At 42.9% G+C, this 24776-nt stretch carries 22 protein-coding genes and 2 pseudogenes; 11 read left to right on the plus strand and 13 right to left on the minus strand.

The window, feature by feature from the left end; translation table 11 throughout:
* Window positions 1–5 precede the first annotated feature (5 nt).
* From V7K56_RS36095 to V7K56_RS37440, 4 genes and pseudogenes are all read left to right on the plus strand, one after another.
* Entirely contained in the window at window positions 6–692 is a 687-nt protein-coding gene (locus V7K56_RS36095) for a hypothetical protein (protein WP_334918848.1), read from the plus strand.
* 93 nt (window positions 693–785) lie between these two features.
* Window positions 786–2345 (plus strand): Hsp70 family protein, encoded by a 1560-nt coding sequence (locus V7K56_RS36100; RefSeq protein ID WP_334918850.1) that lies wholly within the window; start codon window positions 786–788, stop codon window positions 2343–2345.
* Between the two features lie 21 nt (window positions 2346–2366).
* Complete coding sequence (locus V7K56_RS37435) at window positions 2367–2717, plus strand: WD40 repeat domain-containing protein (RefSeq protein ID WP_442940378.1); 351 nt, start codon at window positions 2367–2369, stop codon at window positions 2715–2717.
* A 12-nt stretch (window positions 2718–2729) separates the two neighbouring features.
* A pseudogene (locus V7K56_RS37440) lies at window positions 2730–2825 on the plus strand (hypothetical protein); the annotation flags it as partial.
* 57 nt (window positions 2826–2882) lie between these two features.
* Here V7K56_RS37440 and V7K56_RS36105 read toward each other — a convergent pair.
* The 6 genes and pseudogenes from V7K56_RS36105 to V7K56_RS37445 all read right to left on the minus strand — a co-directional run bounded on the left by V7K56_RS36105 (window position 2883) and on the right by V7K56_RS37445 (window position 7887).
* Window positions 2883–3257: a DUF1257 domain-containing protein gene (locus V7K56_RS36105; protein ID WP_334918852.1), complete on the minus strand. Its 375-nt coding sequence runs from the start codon at window positions 3255–3257 to the stop codon at window positions 2883–2885.
* 75 nt (window positions 3258–3332) lie between these two features.
* Window positions 3333–4516 (minus strand): annotated as a pseudogene (locus V7K56_RS36110) (AAA family ATPase).
* A gap of 751 nt (window positions 4517–5267) precedes the next feature.
* Window positions 5268–6239 carry a hypothetical protein gene (locus V7K56_RS36115; RefSeq protein WP_334918854.1) on the minus strand — a complete coding sequence of 324 codons (972 nt, stop codon included), beginning with the start codon at window positions 6237–6239 and terminating at the stop codon, window positions 5268–5270.
* 30 nt (window positions 6240–6269) lie between these two features.
* Entirely contained in the window at window positions 6270–6872 is a 603-nt protein-coding gene (locus V7K56_RS36120; RefSeq protein ID WP_334918856.1) for a carboxymuconolactone decarboxylase family protein, read from the minus strand.
* A 58-nt stretch (window positions 6873–6930) separates the two neighbouring features.
* Entirely contained in the window at window positions 6931–7500 is a 570-nt protein-coding gene (locus tag V7K56_RS36125) for a carboxymuconolactone decarboxylase family protein (protein WP_334918858.1), read from the minus strand.
* Window positions 7501–7644: 144 nt separating this feature from the next.
* The gene (locus V7K56_RS37445) at window positions 7645–7887 is read right to left on the minus strand and encodes a YciI family protein (protein ID WP_442940377.1); all 243 of its coding nucleotides are present in this window, start codon (window positions 7885–7887) and stop codon (window positions 7645–7647) included.
* Between the two features lie 175 nt (window positions 7888–8062).
* Between V7K56_RS37445 and V7K56_RS36135 the strand changes: the two genes are divergently transcribed.
* Entirely contained in the window at window positions 8063–8194 is a 132-nt protein-coding gene (locus tag V7K56_RS36135) for a hypothetical protein (protein ID WP_334918862.1), read from the plus strand.
* Window positions 8195–8238: 44 nt separating this feature from the next.
* Complete coding sequence (locus tag V7K56_RS36140; protein ID WP_334918864.1) at window positions 8239–8784, plus strand: helix-turn-helix domain-containing protein; 546 nt, start codon at window positions 8239–8241, stop codon at window positions 8782–8784.
* Window positions 8785–9471: 687 nt separating this feature from the next.
* Here the strand turns inward: V7K56_RS36140 and V7K56_RS36145 are convergent.
* Both V7K56_RS36145 and V7K56_RS36150 read right to left on the minus strand, forming a co-directional pair.
* Window positions 9472–9951 carry an SRPBCC domain-containing protein gene (locus V7K56_RS36145; protein WP_334918866.1) on the minus strand — a complete coding sequence of 160 codons (480 nt, stop codon included), beginning with the start codon at window positions 9949–9951 and terminating at the stop codon, window positions 9472–9474.
* A gap of 19 nt (window positions 9952–9970) precedes the next feature.
* A complete protein-coding gene (locus V7K56_RS36150) occupies window positions 9971–10294 on the minus strand; it encodes an ArsR/SmtB family transcription factor (protein WP_334918867.1) in 324 nt (107 codons plus the stop codon).
* Window positions 10295–10432: 138 nt separating this feature from the next.
* Between V7K56_RS36150 and V7K56_RS36155 the strand changes: the two genes are divergently transcribed.
* The 3 genes from V7K56_RS36155 (at window position 10433) to V7K56_RS36165 (ending at window position 17095) form a co-directional block, all read left to right on the plus strand.
* Window positions 10433–11281 (plus strand): CmcJ/NvfI family oxidoreductase, encoded by an 849-nt coding sequence (locus V7K56_RS36155; protein WP_334918869.1) that lies wholly within the window; start codon window positions 10433–10435, stop codon window positions 11279–11281.
* Window positions 11282–11768: 487 nt separating this feature from the next.
* The gene (locus V7K56_RS36160) at window positions 11769–16796 is read left to right on the plus strand and encodes a PAS domain S-box protein (RefSeq protein WP_442940379.1); all 5028 of its coding nucleotides are present in this window, start codon (window positions 11769–11771) and stop codon (window positions 16794–16796) included.
* 131 nt (window positions 16797–16927) lie between these two features.
* Entirely contained in the window at window positions 16928–17095 is a 168-nt protein-coding gene (locus tag V7K56_RS36165; protein ID WP_334918873.1) for a hypothetical protein, read from the plus strand.
* A gap of 40 nt (window positions 17096–17135) precedes the next feature.
* Here V7K56_RS36165 and V7K56_RS36170 read toward each other — a convergent pair whose 3' ends face one another.
* Window positions 17136–17711 carry a GNAT family N-acetyltransferase gene (locus tag V7K56_RS36170; RefSeq protein WP_334919001.1) on the minus strand — a complete coding sequence of 192 codons (576 nt, stop codon included), beginning with the start codon at window positions 17709–17711 and terminating at the stop codon, window positions 17136–17138.
* Between the two features lie 156 nt (window positions 17712–17867).
* Complete coding sequence (locus tag V7K56_RS36175) at window positions 17868–18536, minus strand: DUF1345 domain-containing protein (RefSeq protein ID WP_334918876.1); 669 nt, start codon at window positions 18534–18536, stop codon at window positions 17868–17870.
* Between the two features lie 408 nt (window positions 18537–18944).
* Here V7K56_RS36175 and V7K56_RS36180 point away from each other — a divergent pair, with 408 nt between their 5' ends.
* Window positions 18945–20093 (plus strand): alanine--glyoxylate aminotransferase family protein, encoded by a 1149-nt coding sequence (locus V7K56_RS36180; RefSeq protein ID WP_334918878.1) that lies wholly within the window; start codon window positions 18945–18947, stop codon window positions 20091–20093.
* Between the two features lie 165 nt (window positions 20094–20258).
* Here V7K56_RS36180 and V7K56_RS36185 read toward each other — a convergent pair whose 3' ends face one another.
* From V7K56_RS36185 to V7K56_RS36195, 3 genes are all read right to left on the minus strand, one after another.
* The gene (locus V7K56_RS36185; protein ID WP_334918880.1) at window positions 20259–20381 is read right to left on the minus strand and encodes a hypothetical protein; all 123 of its coding nucleotides are present in this window, start codon (window positions 20379–20381) and stop codon (window positions 20259–20261) included.
* Window positions 20382–21088: 707 nt separating this feature from the next.
* Window positions 21089–22516 carry a hypothetical protein gene (locus V7K56_RS36190; protein WP_334918882.1) on the minus strand — a complete coding sequence of 476 codons (1428 nt, stop codon included), beginning with the start codon at window positions 22514–22516 and terminating at the stop codon, window positions 21089–21091.
* A gap of 496 nt (window positions 22517–23012) precedes the next feature.
* Window positions 23013–23336 (minus strand): hypothetical protein, encoded by a 324-nt coding sequence (locus V7K56_RS36195; protein ID WP_334918884.1) that lies wholly within the window; start codon window positions 23334–23336, stop codon window positions 23013–23015.
* Between the two features lie 425 nt (window positions 23337–23761).
* On the opposite strand from V7K56_RS36195, the gene V7K56_RS36200 reads away from it, so the two are divergent.
* A complete protein-coding gene (locus V7K56_RS36200; protein ID WP_334918886.1) occupies window positions 23762–24535 on the plus strand; it encodes an MlaE family lipid ABC transporter permease subunit in 774 nt (257 codons plus the stop codon).
* Window positions 24536–24776 lie beyond the last annotated feature (241 nt).

A 24776-nucleotide genomic window follows, 5' to 3' on the forward strand; every position in this document is an offset into this window, starting at 1 on the left:
TATAGATGCTCGCAGACATCATATCAGACATCCAGGGAACCGGAATGTTTTCTCTGGAAAGTGTTTTGATGATCGCAATCGGATTTTTGGCGTTACTTTTGATTATTCCAGTAATTAACGCGGCGATCGCCTGCAAAGCAGACTTGGAAACTAACAAGTTAGAGCTAGCGCGATGTCTAACGACAAGCCGCTTGGCGTCTACGCAAATTGAATTGCTAGAGGAGGAACTAAAAGCAACTCGTCAAAATTATTTAGATTTAGAGCAAAACTTACACCAGCTTGTTTTGGAAAAAGCAGCATTGCATCAGGAAGGCTTACGACTGCATGAAGAATTGCAGCAGCAGCGTCTTGAACTGACAGACGAAATACGTTCTTCGACATTTAAGCAATTGCAGACATTGTTAACAAACTATCCCAGCATCCATCAGATGGTGCGCGTTAAACCAGAATTGCCTGCGAAAAATCTACTTTCGATGTTTACCTCTTTAGATAACCTCCTCTATAAATGGGGTTACGAACAGATAGGCAAACCTTGGGAACAAGTACCTTACAATCCTCAAATTCATCAACCAGACGCTGCTGATATTACTGAAGATGAGTTAGTTTACATCCGATTTGTCGGTTATCAGCATCAAGGACGAATTCTTGTCCCTGCGAAAGTTAGTCGCACCTTACCGGGAGGCGGGAAGTGAGAGGAGTGAGGGATAGAAAAGATCAGAAATACTTCTTTTGACTAATGCCCAATGCCCCATGCCCAATTTCCCATACCCAATGATAAATGACCAATGACAACAGTAATAATTGATTTTGGTACGAGCAACACTGTTGTTTGTACTACCGATTTGATTACACAAAAACCACGGACATTGAGATTTGACTTGATGTCGCGCCGCTTTGAAATTGGGGCAGAACAGGTAAGCGTTGTACCCAGTTTAGTATTTGTGGAAGGGCGCGATCGCATCTTTTTTGGTGAATCTGTACGCGCCAAACGCTTGGGGTTTGCCCAGCCGGAACGCTGTTTTAGAGCTTTCAAACGCGATTTAGCAGCGGATTTTGTCCCACCTTTGCGACAGTTGGATGGTAATAGTTACAGCGCTGAGGTGGTTTCAGAACTGTTTCTGTTGGAAATTTGGCAACAGGTTGAACAGCAATTACAACCTAGTAGCGTTATTTTCACAGTTCCCGTCGGTGCATTTGAGCGATATCTTGACTGGTTCCGCAACTTAGGCAACAAGTTAAATATTCCCGCAGTGCAAATTGTCGATGAATCTACCGCAGCAGCCCTTGGTTATGCTGTCAAGCATCCTGGTGCTGTAGTTTTGGTGGTTGATTTTGGCGGCGGTACTCTAGATTTAAGTTTAGTACGAACTGTCAGCGCTGAATCTGAACAGCAAGTAGTGCGTGCCGAAGTTATCGCCAAATCCGATGCTTTTATTGGCGGCGTAGATATTGACACATGGATTGTTGAACATTATCTGCAAAAAATCGCTTCCTCCCGTGCTGAAGTTGGAGAAATCGGTTTTATGAATCTGCTGGAAGTAGCAGAAAGGGTAAAAATCCAACTTTCGATAACAGATGAAGCCAAAGAAGCTTGGTTTGACGATGAAAATTTTATGTCCCATGAATTGCAATTGCATCGGGACGAGTTAGGCGAAATTTTAGAAAATCAACAATTATTAGAACAGTTAAGACAGACGATAGATGAAGTATTAGCGATCGCTCTTTCTAAAGGTATCAGCAGATCTACAATTGAACAAGTATTATTAGTAGGTGGTACTTGTCAAATTCCTGCCGTACAACAACTGGTGATTTCCTATTTTGGACGACAAAAGGTAAAGTTAGATAAACCCTTTGAAGCTGTCGCACATGGCGCATTAGCTTTAAGTGAAATGGCAGCAGTTGATGATTATCTGCGTCACAGTTATGCTATTCGTCTTTGGGAACCCCACAGCAAAAGTTATTCTTATTTAACTTTGATCGAAAAAGGGGCAAAGTATCCAGGGGCGCGTTCTGAAGCTTTAATTCTGCAAGTTGCCACAGAGGGACAGCGAGAAATTCGCCTTGATATTGGGGAAGTAACAGAAGTTTCCCAAGCGGAAGTTTATTACGATGCTCAAGGAAGCATGACGAGCAGCCAATTAGTAAAACAAGATAGTTATCGCTCTTTGGAAACTGATCATCAACAAGTATGTGTCGCTCATATCGAACCGCCTGGACAACCAGGAGTAGACCGAATACAGGCACAATTTGAAGTGAATGAACAACGGGTATTGGTAGTAACAGTAAAGGATTTACTAACGGGAAAAATGTTAGTTGATAGGGGAGGGATCGCCAAACTCAAATAATCTTCTCCTTCTGTATATGAAATAGCATTTAGTCCCGATGGAAAAACTATCGCTAGTGGAAGCCATGATAAAACTATCAAATTATGGAATCTTCAAACAAACCAATTAATTTACACATTAAGCGAAGGTTTATCATGCCCTTACGCACTTGCTTTCAGTCCAGATGGAACAATTGCTATTGCTGGAGAAGAAAATCAAGTTGATGTTTGGGATATAGAAAAAAGAGAGAAAATTTATACACTTACTCTGGAAGCAGATAATAAGATTCGCTTAATATCTGTTAGCAAGGATGGTGAAGTTTTCTTTGGAAGTTTAAATAATGACATTATTAAAATTTGGAATTTGCTTACAGGTGAAAAAAATCACGATTGAGAAGGACATTCAGCTAGTGTTACTTGCATAGCTGTTAGTCCTGATGCAAAAACAGTTGTTAGCGGGAGTATCGATACAACTATTAAAATTTGGGGTATACCAGAGTAAATTAAATTCTTGGAGTTCCCAGCTATACCGCTTGCGCGGTATAGCTGCGGGAAAATGTCAAACCCAACGCCCTACAACTACCCGCACAGTTCCATCTTCTAAAACTTCTTCGTCCTCCACATTAAAGCCTTGTTCTTGCACCGTTACCATCAAGGTATTATGAGCATATTTTTGGCTGATGGAGTTAACAAATTGCTGCTGATTAATTTTTGCTCCCCAAAAGTCTGCAACTATTTCGTAATTTTCACCACTGCGGCGAAAACCTAAATCATAACCATTCTTCTGGCGAATTACATACTCAGCTTGAGTCGTATCGCCTCGATATCCGCGTACATTCGTGTTGCATTCAACTTGATAGTTTAATTCTTGCAACACTTGATGCAGAATTTCACCGCGTTTGATTTGGACTTTGATAGTTGTGAAATGAGACATAATACCAATTTTGGATTTGAGATTTGGGATTTTGGATTAAAAAATGAGGCGCAGGAAACACATAGTTTTTCTATTTTAATCGACTTCTAAAGGGCCTATTCCTTGTTCGGTTGAGTATTGTTTTAATTCCTCTACCAACAACACATCATTGGAGGCGGTTCTTGCACCAGCTTCTGCTGCCCATTGCTTTAATGCTTCAATTTGTTCATGTGCGATCGCAGCTAAGGGCACTGTCTGCGCTATAGCCTGTAAAATATCCTCTGTATTAAAGTCTCGGCGCTGTCCCTCAACTCTTGTAGAAAATGCTTGGTGCATCGCATCAACTATTACCTGCTCAATTTCCGCACCGCTAAAATTGAGACTCTGTTTAGCTAATAAAGTTAAGTTAAATTCTCGCAGCTGATTGGGGCGTAACCGTTGCAAATGAACTTTAAAAATCTCTTGGCGTTCGGCTTCTGTAGGTAGATTCAAAAAGAAAATTTCATCAAATCTCCCTTTCCGCAACAATTCGGCTGGTAATATTTTGACATTATTTGCTGTGGCGACAATAAACACACTCGCGGTTTTCTCTTGCATCCAGGTAATCAAACTGCCAAACACGCGGCGCGATGTCCCCGAATCCCCATCAATGCTACTGGTAATATTGCCAAAGGCTTTATCGATTTCATCAATCCACAAAACGCAGGGTGCCATTGCTTCGGTTAATTGAATCATTTGGCGGACGCGGCTTTCGCTTTCACCAACAATCCCACCAAATAAACGCCCGGAATCTAATCTTAGTAGAGGTAAACGCCATTCATGGGCAATTGTCTTGGCTGAGGTCGAATTAAATAATCGATTTCACCAATGCTAGGTAAGGGAAAATCAACAACTGTTACCTCTTGCAGTAACTCGTCGGGAAGTTCTAGAGTATGGCTGGTAGTAATGATGGTTTTACGCGATCGCTTCAACTCCCGTGTCAAGTTTCGCAACTCCCGCACAATTGGGGCATTCTTCTCCATAGTCGGATTTTTCACAAATGGATGCAAATCCCGCAGTACAAACATTGCAGGTGTTAGGGCATCAGCTTTGCCAATTCGCCCTAACGCGGCCATCACCGAACCTTTATCTGCACCATTATCACTCCAACCCCGGACAATATCCCAAAATAAAAGCTGTCGTTTGGGCACAGAACGTGATGCAACTTGCAGCAGCACTTCTTCTACAGGTTCTTCTTCAACAGAAATCACATACACTAAGGGATACCGTGCCCGAATCATCAAATCAAGTTGTTCTACTAAGGAGGCGTATTGCTGATTCTCGCTGTTATGAGTCGCATTTCCTTTTCCATATTGATGAAAATTGCTCATTTCTCTTGAAAATGGGTATAAGGGTATAGGAAAAAGAGTTTTTAGCATTGCTGATTTGAAGTATGAAATTCCAAAATCAAGTGTTTAAAACTCTTATCTTTGCGCTTTTGCGCCATTTGAAATGGTGAGGCAGTCCGCAGAAGAGGGGGTTCCCCCCATGAGGAACTGCCGTTAGCGAGCCTGCGTACTCTTACAGAGAAGCAAGCTACGCGCAGCGTCTCATAGAGAGCGTCACCCAAAGGGGTATGTTTATTTCCGCCATGCTGTACTAATAATTATTTAGTCTTAATTAATACTATATTCTTTCAAAAATTACTAGTATAAATTCATCAAAAAAATATAAAAATTAAGGGTTTCCAGTAATCAATAGTCTGTGCCAGCTTAAAAAGGCTGGCGATCCCTCCTAGAGAAATGCCAGCTATCGGGACTTAGACATTTTTGAGGCAAAAACAAGCCTCAAACCCATGTAGGGCAAGGGAAATACACCAAAGGCTCAAAAATGCTTGAAACCCAGATATATCAATACACGAGGCTAAACGATGTCAAAGTCTCTCTGTATATACAGACGCAACAAAGCGGCGCCTGTTCAGACGCCAAGTCAGTCATTGTGTACTCCTTTGTGTAGTGCTAGATAATTGCAACTGAAATTTGATCGCAGCCTTTAGAACTCCACTCGTAAAACTTTCGCAGTTCGGACAATCCCATCAGGCGGCGGTGAGGTAGTACCACCGTCGGTCGTAAAATAAGCCACCCGACCATACTCCCCCGTCATCCGTCCCCAAACACCGCTAGACGGTCCGAGCAACTGCTCGGTGAGAGGGTCACCTGCGACGCTGTGCCTCACCCCGCGGTTCTCGCTCGGCTCTAAAGACACGCGATCAATGGTGTTTTCTCGGTGCGTCGTGATGTACGCAATGCCAGCGTCTTCGTCGATGCAAAAGTCATCGAACATTCTGCCGTTGGCGACGTGTTCCGGTTCGGCAGCAGGTTCGTGCGTATCAGGATCGACACGCACGCGCATGAAGAGCTTTTGAGCGGTTGTGGTGTAGTAGAAATAATGGCTCCTCGACGCATACCGCACTCCGTTAACTCCCGGTTGAGGCGGTTTGAGCGGACTGTTGGGATTGAATGCCATACTGTCATGCTTGAGCCAGACGCGGGCTGTAAGTTCGCTTCCATCTGTGGGGAGATCGACTCGCCAAAACAAGCCTGCAACCGAGTCTGCGATGATCATGACAATCGGCGCGATCAAGCAACTGCCGTTGAGCGCACGCACGGGATCGGGAAATTCCAGAAGAATTTCCGGGTTGAGCGGACTGCCAGGAGTCCAACCGCGCAAATCAAAGCGTTGCAGGTTCGATTTGTGGGTTTTGTACACATCTGAGATGCAAATATAGAAAATATCTGGCTCGACCTCTACGAGGCTCAACGCGGGGAGCGCGAAGGTGTGTATCAGGATTGGATTGATCGGCACGTCCACAGTTGTGGGCGGAATGTACCAAAGCTCCTTTTGATTCATTGCGGTGACAAGAATAGAGCCATTACTGCGGATTGCCAGGTTTTCAAGGAAATAATGCTTTGGAAAACAAGCGATCGTCGTGAGTTTAGCTTGCGATGCGGTTTGAGAGGACATGGTGGTTTTCAGGTAATGGTTGACAAACAGTTAGACCTGTGCTTGCGGAGCCGGAATTTCAAACGCATTGAGCAACGCGCACACGCTGTGATAGATTCCAATGAGCGTAATGGCATCGACTAACCCTTGCTGCCCGAAGGTGCGCTCTGCTTCCCGGTAAAGCGCATCATCGACGCAGTGTTCAGTGGAAAGTTGTAGTGCAAAACGTTGGGCAATCTTCTCCTGGTCGCTTAGGTCATTGGGCAACCCGCCGCTCACCAGCGATCGTATAGACTCCTCCGAAAGACCCGCTTTTCGAGCCACAGCCGAATGCGCGTAAAGCTCGTACTCCGACTTCCACACAGCACCCACGCTTAGGATCAGTACTTGGCGGACTTGATCGCTCAGTGAGGTATGTTTCTCTTCAATGGCTTGTAGCTCCAAAAAAGCCGAGGTAAGACGGGGGCTGAAAAGCACCGGGTTGAACGGACCGATTAGTCTGCCATCTTTAGTTTTGCTCTGAAAATGAGCGCTGTCCGCCCACGGAACGGCTGTCTGATTCATGCGATCGTAAAGCCCTTTCTGCTCAGCCGACAGCATTTGAGGATCTAAAAGGGGCAGGCGACCGCCCAACGTTTCAGTTTGATTAGACATCGCGATTTTTCCTCTTCTATGATCAACCCGTGCCGCAAGCATGGGTTGATTGTTTCTGTTATTGCTTCAGTCCAACGGCGTTGGAGGGAACGTCGAAAGCCATGAGCGTCAGCGAAACGCCAGTGAACCAGCTAAGAAGGACAGTCACATCAACGATGCCAGCATCCCCCAACAATTGCTTCGCGCGTCGGTAGAGACCTTTTGGGACTACGTGCGAAGCGATCAAAGCTGACACTAGTTCATACACTACTTGCTGCCGAGGATCGTCAAATGAGGTCGGCAGTCCGGCAATGATTGCTTCCACCTTCTTTGATGGCAGACCGCCGATTTTTTCTGCGATCGTCTCGTGTTCATAGTTGGAATAAGCAGCTGACCAGTGACCGTTGATGAGATTGGTAACAATCTCGATTTCAGCCTTTGTCAGGGTTGATTGGGTCTGATAGTAAGCACCCGTGGGCACGATCGTTTGAGACAGTTTCGGGTTTGCCAACCAAATCTTGTGAGGACCAGGCACGAGACCCCGCAGTTTCATCGTGAAGTCATACGCTGCTTTCATGTCGGCAGGCATCTGATCAACGGGAGTCTCCTCAAATCGACCAAACGTGCCAAAGTCGGAATTTTCGGTCATATTGTTGGTACCTCGTTTAGCGTAAAGAAAGGTTAACGGTGGAACGCTTTATGCTGGGAGCATAAACTATTGTTGCGACTCGTTACTACATTCACGGTCGTACAATCAATTCTTTCAGTCGTAACTGCACAACCAGTGCCTTGTTCAAAATCCGTCCTCCTTTAACTGAAGTCGTGCTTCCTGAGCAGTACTTTCCTTTGCCCCTGGAACCACTTCTGGCTGCATCTGTTGCCAGCGACGCACACGCACCGACTCAAACACCCCAGCTTTGTGAAACAGTTCGTTGTTGATGAAAGTACGCGCCTCAGCAGCATTCGCGACGTTGATGATCGTCAGTGTGCCAACGATGCCGCCCTCTGCGTTCTTGAATGGCCCACCAATGTGCATTTTGGCGGCGTTTTCTTTGAGATATTGGAGATGGCGATCGCGAGTCTGTTCACGCAGTTCTCCAATGATTTAATCGACTATGTCATCTAACGTCGGTTGTTCCTGCTTCGATGACCTTAGTGACCAAGGCTGAGTCTAAGTAAGCACGGACTTCGACAATCTGCTCATCGCAAAATTGGCAGATCCAACAGTATTCGTTATTGAACTGAACACCACTCTTCGCAGTCGCTTGGGTGTAAAGTTCAACGATCGCAGTGTCTCCATCAACGAATCCCTTTACACCGTGCTGCCTGTGATTAGGTTGTAGCAGGTCTCTTCTTGCTGATTCGCAGAATAACAGGAGTAGATTTTGTGCCCCTCAAAGTGGGGTTCCAGCACAGCTTACCTGAAGAGATTTCTGCCTATCATCGATTATTTCGCGCTCCCGTAGAGTTTGCTCAACCCATTAATGAAATTGTTTTTGATTCTACTTTTCTCTCTTCACCGCTTTTGAAATCAGATCCAGGTCTCGGAAGAGTGCTAGACCGCTACATTGAGGATTTACTGGCGAAGTTGCCTCAATCAGGAAGTTTTATCGATGGCGTTCGTCGGGAAATCAGTATACAACTACGTGGAGGCAATCTGGAAGTTGAAACGATCGCCAAACGCTTGGGATTTGTTTCCCGCACCCTCCAGCGCAAGCTTAAGGAAGCTGGCACTTCTTATCAAGAACTTCTCGATGAGACGCGGCAATCGCTCTCAATTTATTATCTTCAAGAACAACAGATGGCTGTGTCTGAAGTGGCATTTCTCTTGGGTTTTTCGGAAGCTAGTGCTTTCTATCGGGCATTTAAACGTTGGACAGGCACAACACCAAGTGAGTTCCGTCGGACTTTGAAACTCACCAATGATAAATAACTAGTTGTACCAGACTAAAATTATAATCGCCTCAAGTCGAAATCAAGCCGATTTTTGACCCAGATTAAATCGTAAAGCTCTTTCTACTCAGCCGACAGCACTTGAGCATCAAAAACAGACAAGCGACCACCCAGCGTCTTTGTTTGGCTAAACATCGCGATTTCTCAAAACCTCTCATGCCTGCTTTGAAGGAAGCATTTTATCCAGTCGTTGAGAAAACAAGCTGTAAACATTGCCAGTCATTATTGTTGCAAATGGATTGACCAAAGCGATTGAGGAGTTTTTCGCTCACCCAAACCCGACTACTGACTCAGGCAAGCAGGGGCTTTTGCTACCAAGAAACCACGGGTAATGGTGAAAAATTAAAAGCGAACGCTGGGAAAATGAGCGTTCGCTTGACTAAAAAGCCAAGTATTGTGGTTAGTTGCTTGTTATTAGCATACTATATTCTGTTTACACAACTCAAAAAACTTGCATAGCAGCATGGTTGCAATGTTTCTAGAATTCTGAAAAAGAACAGTCAGCCTGGGGTCATGTCGCAAATTCCAAATCAAGCCTATTGGCGGCAGACCAACAGATTTCTGGATCGCGTCTACGCTTGTGGTCATAATGGAAAGCCCCAACAACGACGGCCCAAACCCTGATGATTTTGTCAACTTATAAAAGTTTTCGAGCTACTGAATTTACTTAATTGTCTGATTCTAAAAGCTTGCCAAGGGCTTCAATTGACTGTCGCCAGCCGCTTTCCATTCCACTTGCAACCATGCCGTCACGGTCTTGTTGGTTCATTGCAGTGCTGTGTGTACGAATCTCAGTTGTATGCTCGTCAATCGCGACAAACTCGATTTTTTCCAGCATGACGTGTCCACGTTCCGGCATACCTAAGAATTCAAATGTCTGCACCAGCCGTCTATCTTTAGCTACTTCGTGAAAACAGCCAGTAAATTCATACTCATTACCGTCTTCTGATTGCTCGGCAATATGCCAGCTGCCGCCGTCTTTACAATCAAAGTGATACACTTTCATTGGATTACCACGACACCACCATTTAGTGAAGAGTTCCTCTTTGATATACGCCTCGAATACCTTTTCTAACGGAGCATTGATTGTGACGGTACCCAAGATATTTTGTGAATTCTCTGGGACTGTTACTTTGAGATGTGCCATACAGTAAGACTCCTACTTGTCAATTTTCTTCTAATAATTTTTCTAAAGCATCGAAGCGGGTACCCCATACTTTTTCATACTCACTCAGATGTGCTGCGGCTACTTTGATAGTCTTTGGTGTAATATGAATAACTTTCTCCTTACCACTTCGACATTTAGTAACGAGTCCTGCTTTCTCAAGCACACTGACGTGCTTGGCAACCGCTGCCAAAGACATAGCATATGATTTTGCTAATTCGCTGATCGTGTGTCCCCTTTTCGATACACGCTTAAGAATATCTCTCCGTGTTGCATCGGTGAGAGCACCAAAAATCATATCAAGAGCAACATTTGATTCAACCATATGGTTGAATGATAAGCTAAGATATATATTGTGTCAACTATCCCAATCATTCGATCTTGAGTATGACTGTCTGGTTAGGACACACAGCTTATAATTACCCAAATTTAAGTATCTAACTATACTGGAAAAAGATGTTAAATGAGCCTAGACAGTCGTTTTTTACTTGACCTGCCGCACGTTGAGGCAGAACTGACTTACTTTACGCCAATGGCAGAAAAACCTGTCATCTATACTTACAAAAGACCACCAGGGATTCCACCATCCAACCGGAAGTACGAGACACACAAGATGCCAGTCCATAACATCCGGGCGGTTTCGCAAGACATATCCCTAGATCGAGAAGGCTTTAGACTTGTTGTAGCCCATAGCAATGTCCGTAATTTTTATGACGAAGATGAGATCCTTGGTGTCTATTATCCTGAAGCCGAGCAACTCTTGAAAGAGGTAACAGGTGCCACTGGGGTGGTGATATTCGATCACACTCTCCGTAACGCTCAACGCTCGCAGAACGGTGAAAGCGGGATCAGTGAGCCTATTAAGCATGTACATAACGACTTTACAGCCAAATCTGGCTATACTCGCGCACGCAAAGAGTTGACAGCACGGGGGGTAGATAACATTGATGAATTACTACAGCAAAGGTTTGCTTTGATTAATATTTGGCGAGCGATCGCTCCAGTTTATAAGTCACCATTAGCAGTGTGCAACGCTCTTAGTATCGCACCAACAGACCTAGTAGCTAGTGACCTCGTGTACCGCGATTACGTTGGTGAAAGCTACTTAATAACCTATAACCCAACACATCAATGGTTCTACTTCCCCCAAATGCAACCCTCGGAGGCACTATTGTTTAAGTGCTTTGACTGTGCCAAAGACGGACGGGCGAGGTTTGCTGCTCACACTGGGTTTGATGACCCAACAAGCCCACCAGATGCCCCAGCTAGAGAAAGTATTGAATTGCGGACGCTGGTTTTCTATCCTACATAAGGATGATGACGGCTGGTATCCCAAACTGCGGAATGCATTCTTATCTGACGCTAAGGCGAGAGTATCTTGCTAATCGTGATGTTAAACGAGCTTTCGTCAATGGCTGAGGCTCTTGAGAATTCGATTTGTTAGCCTGATTTTAACAAGGGGCAGCTATTACCTGCTGTCTTGTTACTCGAAAATATCAATCTATAGCCAATATTTTCGGTTTATTTCTATCATTAACCAGATATTATTCCATAATTTTTGTTATGAATTAGCTGGTGTTTATATTTAGTATTTTAAATTAGCAAAATAGTGTCATTTATTTTGATGTTCGAGCTAAATTTTACTCTGCATATCAGATAACTAACAAATTCACCTCTGGCAAAAGAGACTTTTAGAACTCGGCAAAAATCTATCTGTAGATAAGTTACTAAAATTTACAAACTAGCTTAGGGTATGTACAACCTCTGCAATGAGTATTGGTTTATTCCAAGAACTTTTCATGCCCCATATTCATTATTCTCAGTTATTGCGTTATGGCATCGTTGTATTAATTGTCGCACTTGTATTGGTGCTTATGTTAATGCTAGACCCCTGGTTAAGCATGAATGGAACTCCTTTCCTGCTGTTTTTTAGCGCTGTCGTGGTGAGTGCTTGGTATGGTGGTTTGAAATCAGGGCTATTAGCAACTTCTTTGTCTGCGTTACTAAGCGATTACTTTTTTCTTCCTCCAGCTTATGAGCTGAGTTTTAACTTATCTAATTCTGTGCAAGTTGGGTCATTTGCATTACAAGGATTCCTCTTTAGTATCTTATGTGATGCATTAAAAACTGCTAAAAGACAGGCGGATGGAAATCTCCAAAAGCTGAGAGTTAGTGAAGAAAGATTTCGATTAGCATTAGGTAGTTCAGATATCGTGGTCTTTCAGCAGGATCGTGATTTGCGATATCAGTGGATTCATAATCCTCAAGGTTTAGACACTGCTGAAGAAATGTTAGGTAAGTCTGATGATGAATTATTTCCCGCTTCAGTAGCAGATCAATTGCAGGCAATTAAGCTAAAAGTAATAGAGACTAATGTTGCAACCCGCCAAGAAGTTTATTTGACAATTGGTGGAGAAAATCGTTACTACGATTTGCTAGTTGAACCGTTAAGGGATGCAGACAATAGCATTTTAGGTATCACCTGTGCAGGTGTGAATATTACTGAGCGCAAGCAGGCAGAACTAGAAAAAGCCAGGTTGCACCAGGAACTTCAGCAAGCTATTCAGCAAAAAGACGAATCTCTGGCTTTACTCAATGCTTGGGTTACTAATTCACCAGTGGCGCTGGCTTTTGTCGATCCTGAACTTCGCTACATTTATGTTAATGAAGCGCTAGCTGCTATTAACGGTGTACCGCAAACTCAACATATCGGTCGCACCTTTAAGGAAGTACTACCAGAATGGGCAGCGCAAGTTGAGCCGATTTTTGAGCAAGTGATGAAAACTAGGCAGCCCTTACTCAACCAAGAAGTGAGCGGTGAAACCTATTCGCCTGGGGTATATCGTTATGGAATTGTCAGCTATTATCCGGTGTGTTTGCCGAATGGGCAGTTGTTGGGAGTGGGCATTAGTTCAATTGATATTACTCAACTGAAACAAACTGAACAAGCATTACGGGAAAGCGAAGCTAAGTTTCGCAGTGTGGTTGATTCAAACATGATTGGTATAGGCTTCTGGGATAGAGACGGCAGGATTACAGACGCTAACGATGCCTTGCTGAATATGGTTGGTTATACCCATGAAGAATTACTTGCCGGCACACTTCGCTGGCAAGACCTAACTCCTACAGAATACGTGCCACTCGATAAGAAAGCACTAACTCAATTTCAGGACAGTTTCTTTTGCACACCATATCAAAAAGAATATATCCGTAAAGACGGCTCACGCTTGCCTGTTTTGGCAGGTGGTAGCCATTTTGAAGGGACTGTAGATCGAGGCGCTTTTTTTGTGCTCGATATTACAGAGCGCAAGCAGGCTGAGGAAAGACTACGCTATATCACCCAAATTAGTAGTTTACTCTCTACTTCGCTAGATTATGAACAAACCTTACAACAGATCGCCAAAATTTCAGTTCCCCAGCTTGCTGATTGGTGTAGCGTCGATATTTTAAATGAAGATGGTTCTATTCGCCGCCTACCCATTGCCCATACAGACCCATCAAAAGCAGAGTTGGCGCGTAAACTTCAAGAGTATGTGACAAGTGCTATTAGTAGAGTACTGCAAACTGGGCAAAGCGAATTAATCTCAGAGGTATCTGATTCGCTATTAGTAGCAAGTACTCAGAATCAGGAACACTTAGAACTTGTTCGGCAATTAGGGATGAAGTCTGTGATGATTGTGCCGTTAATCGCAAAAGGGCGAGCACTCGGCACTATCAGCTTTGTCACTACAGAATCAAACCGTCGCTACGATCGCACTGACCTAACTTTAGCAACAGATATTACCCATCGTGCTGCCTTAGCAGTGGAAAATGCCCAACTTTATCGAGACATCCACCAAGCTTTAGTCCATTATGCCGAATCTTTATCTCTTCTAGATGCGCTGCTAGGTGTGGCTCCTGTTGCCATATGCTTTTTAGATCGGGAACTGCGATATATCCGAATTAATCAGGTTTTTGCTGACATTAACGGTTTAACTATAGAAGAACATTTAGGACGCAAATTTAGGGAAGCGTTACCAGCGATGGCAGCTGAGTTAGAGCCACAGTTACAGCGCGTGTTAGAAACTGGAGAACCCTTGCTGAATATGGAAATTAGCGGTGAGACAAGGGGAGAACCAAGACGTTACGGTTACTGGCTGGGCAACTATTACCCAGTTAATAACACAATGGGTGAAACGGTAGGAATTGGAATTATTTTGGCAGAGGTGACAGCCGCGAAGCAAACAGAAGTTGCTTTGCGAGAAAGCGAAGAAAGGTTTCGGGCAATGTTTAATCAAGCAGCTGTTGGTATTACTCTAGTAGGGTTGAATGGGCAATTTCTGCAAGTTAATCCTGCCCTATGCGAAATTACTGGGTATAGCTCTGAAGAGTTAATTCAAATGAACTTTCAAGAAATTACCCACCCTGACGACTTAGAAGTTGATTGGGAAAATGCCCGGCGAGTTTTAGCAAAAGAAATTAGTGGTTATTCGCTAGAGAAGCGCTACATTCGCAAAGATGGTTCTATAATTTGGGCAAACCTAACTTCATCAGCAGTTTGGGATGCTAACGGAGAACCAATGTATGCATTAGGGATTATTGAGGATATTAGCCATCGCAAACGAGTTGAAGCCACACAAAACTTTTTAGTCGAAGCCAGCACCTTACTAGCTGCCTCATTAGATTATGAAATCACCTTGGAAAATGTGGCAAATCTAGCAGTTCCAACTTTAGCCGATTTGTGCATTGTAGATGTCTTCCAGGAAGACTGGTCAAGTAAACAAATTGCGATCGCAATTGCCGATCCTACAAAACTAAATATCTTAGACGAAATCCGACGGCGTTATCAACCCAAAATTAAAGCCAAACAGCTTGTACGGCAGCTACGCTTAGGAATATCGGTCTTTTATCCGGAATTATCTGACTCACATCTTTTACAGATGTCTGAAGACAAAGAACATCGGCAATTGCTGCAAAGTCTAGGTATTCGTTCTTTAATGGTGATTCCAGTTCGTTCCCGCGGGCAATTATTTGGAGCAATCTCTTTTTTTACCGCCGAATCTGGTCGGTACTATCAACAAACAGACTTGGCTTTAGCAGAGGATATTGCTCGGCGGGCAGCGACAGCCATCGACAACGCCAGACTTTACCAAGAAACTCAACGGTCTGTCAATCGCACGCTACTTTTACAAAAAATAACTGCTGCTCTTTCAGAAGCCCTAACTCCTCAACAGGTGGCTGATGTGGTGGTGAACCAAGGCATTGCCGCCTTGAAAGCTACTGGTGGTTCTGTTGTCTTACTTACTGAGGAAAATACTACCCTAAAAGTTGTGCAAGCAATTGGCTATCCGCAAACGCTCACAAATACTTGGGCAAGTTTTCCGATCACAGCATCTAACCAAATAGCAGAAACAGTCAGAACTGGGCAGCCAATTTTTTTAGAAAATTTAGCAGCCATGATTGCTAGATATCCCAACTTAGCAAATGTTGTGACTGTTATGGCGAATAATGCCTGGGCTTCCATTCCCTTGGTAGTAGAAGGTAAAGTAATTGGGGCTTTGGGATTAAGCTTTACTACTGGACAAATATTTAATGAAGAAGACCAGGGATTTATGTTGACACTGGGACAACAGTGTGCTCAAGCGATCGCCCGCGCTCAACTTTACGAAGCCGAAAAGATTGCCAGGGCACAAGCCGAGACAGCCAACCGCATTAAAGATGAATTTCTTGCTGTCCTTTCCCACGAACTCCGAACTCCCTTAAATCCAATTTTAGGGTGGGCAAAGTTACTCAGAACCCGCAAGTTCAACGAAGCCACTAGAATCCAGGCACTGGAAACAATCGAGCGGAATGCTAAGTTACAAACCCAATTGATTGGAGATTTACTTGATGTTTCGCGGATTTTGCAAGGTAAGGTCAGATTAAATCTCCATGCAGTGGATTTGAAAATAGCGATCGCAGCGGCATTAGAAACGGTGCGTTTAGCAGCAGAAGCTAAATCGATTCAAATTCAAACGGTGTTAAATAATGATATCGGCAAAGTTCTCGGCGATGGCGATCGCTTGCAACAAGTGATGTGGAATCTCCTCTCCAATGCCGTTAAATTTACACCTACAGACGGGCTTGTAGAAGTGCGTCTAGAGCAAGTTGGTTTAGATGCCCAAATCCAGGTAATTGATACAGGTAAAGGAATTAATCCAGAATTTCTGCCTTACGTCTTTGATTACTTCCGGCAAGCAGATGCCAAAACAACCAGAGTATTTGGCGGACTGGGATTGGGACTGGCAATTGTGCGCCATTTAGTAGAACTTCACGGTGGCACAGTTCAGGCAGAGAGTTTGGGAGAAGAACAAGGGGCTACCTTCACAGTCAAACTACCTTTGCTCAAAAATTCTGAGTTGCGAGTTAGCAGTAGTGAGCCTTCTCAATCAGAAGTCAGTGATGACGACACATTACTTGCTGGAGTGAAAATCCTGCTCGTGGACGATCAAGCTGATGTGCGAGAGTTTTTTAGCTTTGCGCTGGAACAATATGGAGCGACGGTAACGGCAGTAGAATCAGCAGATGAAGCGCTGCAAACATTAGTCCAATCAAAGCCAGATATCCTTTTAAGCGATATTGGAATGCCCTTGATGGATGGGTATATGTTGCTGGGCGAAGTGAGAAAATTACCGCCAGAGCAAGGCGGACAAATTCCGGCGATCGCTTTAACTGCTTATGCTGGAGAAATTAACTACAACCAAGCAATGGCAGCAGGATTTCAAAAACACTTACCTAAACCCGTCGATCCAGCGGATTTAGCTACAGCGATCGTTAGTCTTGTTGGGCACACTTCACCTTCAGAGTAAATAAACTCTTCAATTCCTCTTCTTTCCTTTAGCAATTAAATATATATTTTTTATTTTTCTTCATAAATTTGCCGTTTGCAACTTGATGTTATAAATTGGTGCTCAGGTTTTAATCAAAGATTTATTTACCAATGAAAACCCAACAGTTCAGTTCAACAACCCTAGAAAATAGACCTACCAAGACAAAAACACAGTCTTTTCCTGGTGAGAGTATTGGTACTCCTAAAGTACCATTTCGTAAATCCCATAAAGTAGTACAACAGCATGAGTTACTTAGTGACTGGGAACACGCGAGTTAATTGAGTAACCTATCAGACATTAACTGAGGAACTATGTAAATTAGAGGGGTGATGATTTCTTTGGCTCGATTGCCATGAGCCAACAATCTGAGTATTCTCCTTCATGCAGTTCATGTGCAGGCAATAGCTTTACTTTCACAAAACCACATTTCTCATAGCAGCGAATAGCACGAGAATTGTCAACGTGCGGATCTATAACAATTTTATGAGCTTGACACTGTTCAAAAAGATAGTTGATAAATACTGACAGCATTTTTGTACCAATTCCCTTGTTCCAATAGTCGGTTTCGCCGATGAATAAGTCAATCGCATAGACAAAATCGGTTTGGTCGAGATGATACAATTGTCTATCAGTTTCCGATAATTCGTTGAGTATACAATACTGTAAATAACCAATGGGAATATTTTGATAGTAGAAGAGGCATGGAACAACCGGTTCATCTCCCTTAACCATCGGTTTGTACGTTTCTATAATTCTTTCTAAGGGAAAAGGATTATCTCTTCCTTCATAAAATTCTAAAACTTTTGCATTAGTTAACCATTTTGCCATCAGATCATAATCAGACATTTCATCTTGCATGAAACGAATAGCTATTTCACTGTTTTGAATCAGCATATCTTGTATATACAGCAGTTTGCAAGTAAATGAGGTACAAAATGCAAGACTCAACATCAAATAAAAATAGTTTCTACCTCCTGCCTTCTGCCTCCTGCCTCCTGCCTCAAAGCCTGTAACTTTGTATTTCATGCAAAAGAAAACTGCTGTATATTTTTAAATCAGCGATGCAATGATATTAATACTCATAGCTAAAATGGTGGTATTGAAAAAGAAAGATAATATGCCATGTAACAGAGTCAAGCGTCTCATATCGGGTGATGTTGTCTGCACATCAGAAACTTGACTAGTCATGCCGATTACAAATGAATAATATAAAAATTCCCAGTAGTCTGGATAGTCGTTATGAGGAAAATCTAAACCTCCGGTGATTTCTTCACTATGATTATGATTAATATATTTGTAATAGCTGTGTGCATATTGCACTGCAAACATCGTATGCACCAGTAACCAGGAACCGACAATGGTCATAATTGAAAGTATGACGTGTAGGGTAAGTAGAATTGTTGACAATTCTTTTTTATCAGTTAATAAAAACCCAATGGCTAAAACACTGGCACAAGCCGCAGCAATCACCAGCATAAATATAGCCAAATGTCCTTCATATTCATTCTCAGCATAACGGCGAATTTTTTCTGGGTTAGCCTTAATCATTTTCCACCACGTTATAGCTAAGAAAAAGTCCATCCCAGAGTTCCAAGCGCAGAGAATGCGAGTTGGTAAGTGCAGCCAAGGCGGCATGATTACTAAAACTAATACAGCAAGTCCGACAGCAATCATCAGTCGGGGTCGGGAGTCAAAGTTTTTAAATAAATTAAGTCTCACAAATTTTGCGATCGCAGAGTTTAACTAATTCGTAATTCATAATTTTCGGTGAAACACCACACCAAATGCTCAATAAAGCTTACAGGCTATATTACACCTATATCAAGTCACTTCAAACTAGGCGATACTCAAATTAACTTAGACAATCAAATCGTTGTAATCTTGAGCCTGCCGCCATTTGCCAAATCCTCAAAGCCAAAAGCGTTATTCCCTAACAATCCCGGCGTTGCATATTTGCAGGATGATTTAGCAACGCCCAAAAATTTCCCCCTGCTTACCTCAATTCATGCCACTATTCTGCAATACCCTATTCCCGAATTTCCTGTTCTCTGCCTACACAAGTAAGTTCAGGGATCAAATCGGATTCCTATATGATCCGGTAAGTATCGTCAAAATGAAGAGAGATTTATGACACAAACAGTTTCAATTAACGACTCCGGGCGCTTGCAACTCACGCTGCTAGAAATTCCATCCCGTCTGCTGTTGGGGCCAGGGCCATCTAATGCCCATCCGACAGTTCTGCAAGCGATGAATACTTCACCCGTTGGGCATCTTGACCCAGCTTTTCTCGCACTCATGGATGAAATTCAGTCGTTGCTACGCTACGTATGGCAAACAGAAAACTCACTTACCATTGCAGTCAGCGGTACGGGAACAGCCGCAATGGAAGCAACCATCGCTAATGCTGTAGAACCCGGTAATGTAGTTTTAATTGGTGTAGCTGGTTATTTTGGTAATCGCCTCGTGGATATGGCTGGACGTTATGGCGCTGATGTCCGAACCATTAGCAAACCTTGGGGACAAGTTTTCAACTTGGATGAACTCCAAACTGCCTTAAAAACTCATCGTCCAGCTATCTTAGCTCTAGTTCATGCCGAAACTTCCACCGGCGCACGTCAACCGTTGGAAGGGGTCGCTGATTTGTGTCGTGAATTTGGCACTTTGTTACTACTGGATACGGTGACAAGTTTGGGTGGTGTCCCCTTGTTTTTAGATACTTGGGGAGTTGACCTAGCTTATAGTTGTAGCCAAAAAGGGTTAGGTTGCCCGCCTGGTGCTTCTCCCTTTACTATGAGTGCACGTGCAGTTGAGAAATTGCAACAGCGGCAAACGAAAGTTGCAAACTGGTATTTAGATATGTTGTTGCTAGGCAAGTATTGGGGCACTGAACGCATCTATCACCACACAGCACCGATTAATTTATACTATGCATTGCGGGAAGCACTGCGTTTGCTTGCAGAAGAGGGATTAGCAAATTCCTGGCAACGGCATCAAAAGAACGTAGAATATCTCTGGGAAGGTTTAGAGAATTTAGGACTGAGTATGCACGTTGAGCAAGAGTATAGACTGCCAACGCTTACCACTGTCCGTATTCCAGCCGGGATAGATGGTAAAGCGATCGCTCGGCAGTTACTCAATGAACATAATATTGAAATTGGCGGTGGTCTTGGCGAACTTGCTGGTAAAGTTTGGCGCGTGGGATTGATGGGCTTTAATAGTCGAAAGGAAAGTGTTGACCAACTTTTAGCAGCACTACGGCAGGTTTTGCCTAAGTAGCTTTTATGCAATCAGGTGCGTTAACAGTAGTGTAACGCACCTAATACAAAAGACGTAGGCATAGCTCCCTATAGGCATCGCTCTAACATTGTTTAAGAATTAAAGAAAAGTTGATACTTTACACTTACTCTTTTTACTAATCCCAACAATTAAAGAAAGAGCAGATTAATTTTTGCAGGTCAAAACAATCGCATTGTCAGGCGAAACAATCGCATTGTCAGGCAAAACAATCGCATTGTCAGGCGAAACAATCGCATTGTTAGTTGAAACAATCGCATTGTCAGCCATTGCATTAACTAATATAGTATTGTTTTTGGATAATATTTATGATTTCCATAGTCATTGCACTCTATCCCTTAATTTTTTCCCCTTAGCCTACCGTGTATACACAAGTCAAATTACCCCCCTTAATCCCCCCTTAGAAAGGGGGGAAATAAGAAATCTTGTTCCCTTCCCTTTACAAGGGGAGGGTTAGGGTGGGGTAAAACTAACGCGAAAACCAAATGAGTAAACTATTTCAGACTTGTGTGTACACCGTAGCTTAGCAAGGGGAAGGGAGAAAGCATAGCTTTGGCGGGGGTGGCGTTCTAGTGGTTCATTAATATCTGTTGAGTATTCCTCACTAGCTTCACTGCGAGAAAAAACCAACAACCAGCAGAGGCAAAAGTATTAAGACAGATACAATCAAAACGAGGGTTGCCGGATCGACTTTAATCTGATTCTTCTCTGGATCGCGCATTTGGCACTCTCTCGAACAATAAATATATTACCTAAGCCTAAATGATGGTTACTTTTTTTTCCAAGCCCAATCAGGTTTAAAAGTGTAAACTTTTTAGCCCATCAGCTTATTTCTTCCAAGGCAATTTAGTCCCCATTTCAGTTAAAGCTGAGAAGATAAGATAGAGAATGAGTAACCCAGCAGCCGCAAAGAAAGCGAGTAAATCGTTATCCATAAATGCTATTTGCTGAAACTTCGCTAATCATAGCGAAATCATCTAATCTTTAGCATTTTTTTGAGTCTGCAATCTTTGATCTTCTGGGTGCAAACTGTACCAGCCATACCAGTGACGAACTGCTAGCCAAACCATTGAAAGCAAACCCGCTAAACTAAGAGTTAGTCCGCTAAACGGTACTAATAATCCAAAAATCGGTAGCACTGCTCCAGCAATAGTGGCGACGATCGCAGCCAGGGAAGCACTGCGGCTAGCTCCCAATCCCCATGTTAAAATTAGTAAAATGATCGAAATTAAAGTCCAAGCCAACTGAGCATTGATAACGCGAGCTAGATAAGTCAAAGTCAACAGACAAGCAAAGAAAATACTACCAGCGATCGCAATATTTCTGAAACTCATTGGCAGCGACAAATATAACAACAGTATCCACCACAAAAATATTGCTGGTGCTAGTAACAAAAGCCGGGGAATGATACCAGTATGACGAATGGGGTCGGTGTTAGTAAACACTCCAAATGGATTTTTTACTGAAACATTATCGTTAAATTTCCAAGTAAACTGAGTACTACGTCCATCAACTTTAATCTCATTTGGTACAACACCACTAGCAAAATCAACCGGAGCAAAGTTGGCAATTGCTGTGAGGCGAAAATTAGAAAGTAACTGTCCTGCTGCGCTATAAACCCAGCGAGGCCCGCCTTGAGCCTGATAGGTAACTCGAAAGGTGGTTTCTTCCCCTGGTTGCAGGCGGAAGGGAAAGCCATAGTCTCCCGGATTGGTTTGTTGTAGCCTAGTACCGTTACGCTCTACTTTGTAGCCAGCAAGTAGTGTGTAGCCATTAGGTGGCGGTGCTTCAAAGAAAAAATTATTAATATCCTTGAGTTGGTTAACTACTTTATAATCAGCAGTGTATTCCACGCGATAAATTGAACTGCGACCTGGAACATCTACACTTTGGTCTAGCTTGACTTGAATTTGCGAACCACCCAGCGTTAAGAAGCGGCTAACGTTTCGCGTATCATTGACTTTGACTATTTTGCCATTAGCTTGCGTAGTATAAAAATATGGCTCTTGGGTAGTGTAACGGACTTGCGGAGCAGATTGTTCAAGCTTCTCACCTGCAACACTTTGGGCCACTTGAGTCACCCTTGTTTGTTCCCAGTAATGATAGCGATTGCTCAAAGTTGAACAGAGAAAAAATCCTGGTACTAGCAGAACTAATATTAGAGTTAAATGCTGTAATCCCCGCAACAGTTGGGAATAACTAACAGCCCATTCGTTAATGAATATAAATTGTTCGGGAGCAATGCGACGCAGAGAAAAACTTACCAGTGCGATCGCAACTCCCAAAGCTACGACCAAAAATACTAATAACAGTGAAGCTTTCAGCGCCTGGGTTCCAAATTTGACAAGCTCAATTGGATGCGTCAAATCGGGTAATCCGGGAATACCTTGAGCAGAAGATAACATTGGTTGATTTTTGCAGAATTTGGAGAATCAGACCAATAAAATCTCTTAAAAGTTTCTGGACAATAGTTTTATTTAATACGTAGACAGTTTAAAGAAGTGCTGCGTTGGTGTAGCTAGTAGGCATTGCTCTGTCCCTGACTTGCTCGACTGTAACTTGGTATAAACACCAAAAACCCGGTCATGAAGACCGGGTTTTTGAGGGAAAACAATGGGGATATATTCCCCGAAGGTTAGTTATAGAGGTTCAGTATAATATCGATGCTCTAATATTTACTACCACGCCATTGTTACCCATTCCGGAAAATTAGCTAAGAATTTTTGACTAGTCTTCTTTGATCTCCTAAAATACAGCAACCTACTGGTAGCATCAGCGTGTAAGATTGATAAATATTAATTTTCCGGCTTTTGCTGATGAACAATACATTTGCTAGCTGGCAAGAATGGCTAACAGTATTCGCCTATCTAGGTTTCACCGTCTTCATTATCTGGCGCGTGTTTACCGCCGAGAAGAATTAAAAAAGCTGCATATCATCTCACCAGGGCCTTTTTGCTCAAAGGGCAAAACAGTCCCAGCTTGTTGAACCTTGGCTCGTTCGTGACAATTGTAAACCTCTGTAGGTCTTTTTCTTCCATCTACGCTAACGGTTGCCCTGTATTCCCAATAATTTTTTGCACTTCGGTTGATACTGAGAATGCAAATTTGGTGGCGTAGCCCGTCGTAGAAATCGTAATTGCGGCATACAGATGCAAAAGCCGGATGCATCATGGATAAGGGTAGTATTAATAACAACACAAATATTATGTATTTAATCCTGCTCATAAAAAATTGCTTAACATTATTTGGAAATATTATTAAATTTTTAAACCCTTTAAGTTGAGTCAATTACTTTTCCTAGTTTGACAGACCAGAGATTGCAACTCTCTAGCACACAAATTATCAGAGCAGCAGCAAAAAAGCTCACAATGCTTTATGTGCTATTTTCGGCTAAAGTTTACTAAGCTAAATTGAATCATGTCCAAACACCTCCTCTATTTTGAGGGTAAACATCTAGTGCATCTGCTCATCTACCATACCCTAATACCAATTCGTAATATCCTGTGGGAAGCCGCACTTAGTGCGTCTATTTGATTGAGAAAGTCAGATTACATCTGGCTGGGTTCCCACCATTTGTATCTGTAACCTTATTTTGGAAAATTGATATAACAACAAATGTGCAAAAAAAGTCAGTCGTAAGGACGATAAAATTGCAACCAAAAACAAATTTTGAGCAATCTGGGATTACACGCTGTTTTGCAGCAATACTGCTCTTTGGTCAAGTGTGGCTACATTTACTCCAAGGGAAAACCTACTATCGCAAGATTTTGCAACATCTTGTTACCGCTGGGCCAGGTTCTATTTCTCCAGTTCTGCTTGTCAGCGGTTTTGCAGGAATGATTTTTACTATTCAGATAACGAGGGAATTAGCCCGATTTGGGGCTGTCAATGCTGTGGGAGGTGCTTTTGCCTTAGCTTTTTGTAGAGAATTGGCTCCAATTTTGACCGCTAGTATTATGGCGGGACAAGTAGGTTCTGCTTTTGCAGCAGAAATAGGTGCAATGCGAGTCACCGAGCAAATTGATGCACTTTATATGCTCAAAACCGATCCAATTGATTATCTAGTACTTCCTAGAGTAATTGCTTGTTGTTTGATGGTGCCTTTAATGACGATTTTGGCTTTAGTTACAGGCATCATCGGCGGAGTTTTTGCTGCGTCAAAATTCTACCAAATTATTCCCGAAACATTTTTAGAATCAGTCAGAAATTTTTTAGAACCATCAGATTTGTTTATTATTTTGCTAAAAGGATTTATTTTTGGAGTGCTGGTTGCTGTCATTGGCTGTAGTTGGGGTTTAACTACTAAAGGGGGGGCAAAGGAAGTAGGAGAATCGGCAACAAAAGCAGTTGTTACTAGTTGGGTATCCATTTTTATTATGGATTTTTTCCTCTCTCTACTGCTGTTCGATCAGCCTGCATTTTGAACCCAAGCAATTAACAATTCAAAATTCAAAATTCACGCATTAAAGACATTTTGATTCGGGGATTTAAACCCCGACTCAAAATATGCTACGACAAGACGTAGCGCAAAGTCTGAGCCGAGGTTTCCTCGGATCAGAACTTTGTAAGAGAGGGATCTTAAACCCTTGAATGTACGATAATGAAGAGTGCTAAGTTGAAAGTGCTGAGTGCTGAAGAGTTCTGAGTTGAAAGTGCTGAGTATAG

Origin of the sequence: Nostoc sp. (genome assembly GCF_036917535.1) — a bacterium.
GTDB lineage: Bacteria > Cyanobacteriota > Cyanobacteriia > Cyanobacteriales > Nostocaceae > Nostoc.

Excerpts from the sequence above, each read along its gene's own strand:
- V7K56_RS36155 (WP_334918869.1), top strand. The coding sequence starts at position 10,433 with ATGAGCCTAGACAGTCGTTTTTTACTTGACCTGCCGCACGTTGAGGCA.
- V7K56_RS36150 (WP_334918867.1), bottom strand. The coding sequence starts at position 10,294 with ATGGTTGAATCAAATGTTGCTCTTGATATGATTTTTGGTGCTCTCACC.
- V7K56_RS36160 (WP_442940379.1), top strand. The coding sequence starts at position 11,769 with ATGCCCCATATTCATTATTCTCAGTTATTGCGTTATGGCATCGTTGTA.
- V7K56_RS36165 (WP_334918873.1), top strand. The coding sequence starts at position 16,928 with ATGAAAACCCAACAGTTCAGTTCAACAACCCTAGAAAATAGACCTACC.
- V7K56_RS37445 (WP_442940377.1), bottom strand. The coding sequence starts at position 7,887 with ATGCACATTGGTGGGCCATTCAAGAACGCAGAGGGCGGCATCGTTGGC.
- V7K56_RS36105 (WP_334918852.1), bottom strand. The coding sequence starts at position 3,257 with ATGTCTCATTTCACAACTATCAAAGTCCAAATCAAACGCGGTGAAATT.
- V7K56_RS36125 (WP_334918858.1), bottom strand. The coding sequence starts at position 7,500 with ATGACCGAAAATTCCGACTTTGGCACGTTTGGTCGATTTGAGGAGACT.
- V7K56_RS36195 (WP_334918884.1), bottom strand. The coding sequence starts at position 23,336 with ATGAGCAGGATTAAATACATAATATTTGTGTTGTTATTAATACTACCC.
- V7K56_RS36180 (WP_334918878.1), top strand. The coding sequence starts at position 18,945 with ATGACACAAACAGTTTCAATTAACGACTCCGGGCGCTTGCAACTCACG.
- V7K56_RS36120 (WP_334918856.1), bottom strand. The coding sequence starts at position 6,872 with ATGTCTAATCAAACTGAAACGTTGGGCGGTCGCCTGCCCCTTTTAGAT.
- V7K56_RS36190 (WP_334918882.1), bottom strand. The coding sequence starts at position 22,516 with ATGTTATCTTCTGCTCAAGGTATTCCCGGATTACCCGATTTGACGCAT.
- V7K56_RS36185 (WP_334918880.1), bottom strand. The coding sequence starts at position 20,381 with ATGGCTGACAATGCGATTGTTTCAACTAACAATGCGATTGTTTCGCCT.
- V7K56_RS36145 (WP_334918866.1), bottom strand. The coding sequence starts at position 9,951 with ATGGCACATCTCAAAGTAACAGTCCCAGAGAATTCACAAAATATCTTG.
- V7K56_RS36115 (WP_334918854.1), bottom strand. The coding sequence starts at position 6,239 with ATGTCCTCTCAAACCGCATCGCAAGCTAAACTCACGACGATCGCTTGT.
- V7K56_RS36170 (WP_334919001.1), bottom strand. The coding sequence starts at position 17,711 with ATGCTGATTCAAAACAGTGAAATAGCTATTCGTTTCATGCAAGATGAA.
- V7K56_RS36100 (WP_334918850.1), top strand. The coding sequence starts at position 786 with ATGACAACAGTAATAATTGATTTTGGTACGAGCAACACTGTTGTTTGT.
- V7K56_RS36095 (WP_334918848.1), top strand. The coding sequence starts at position 6 with ATGCTCGCAGACATCATATCAGACATCCAGGGAACCGGAATGTTTTCT.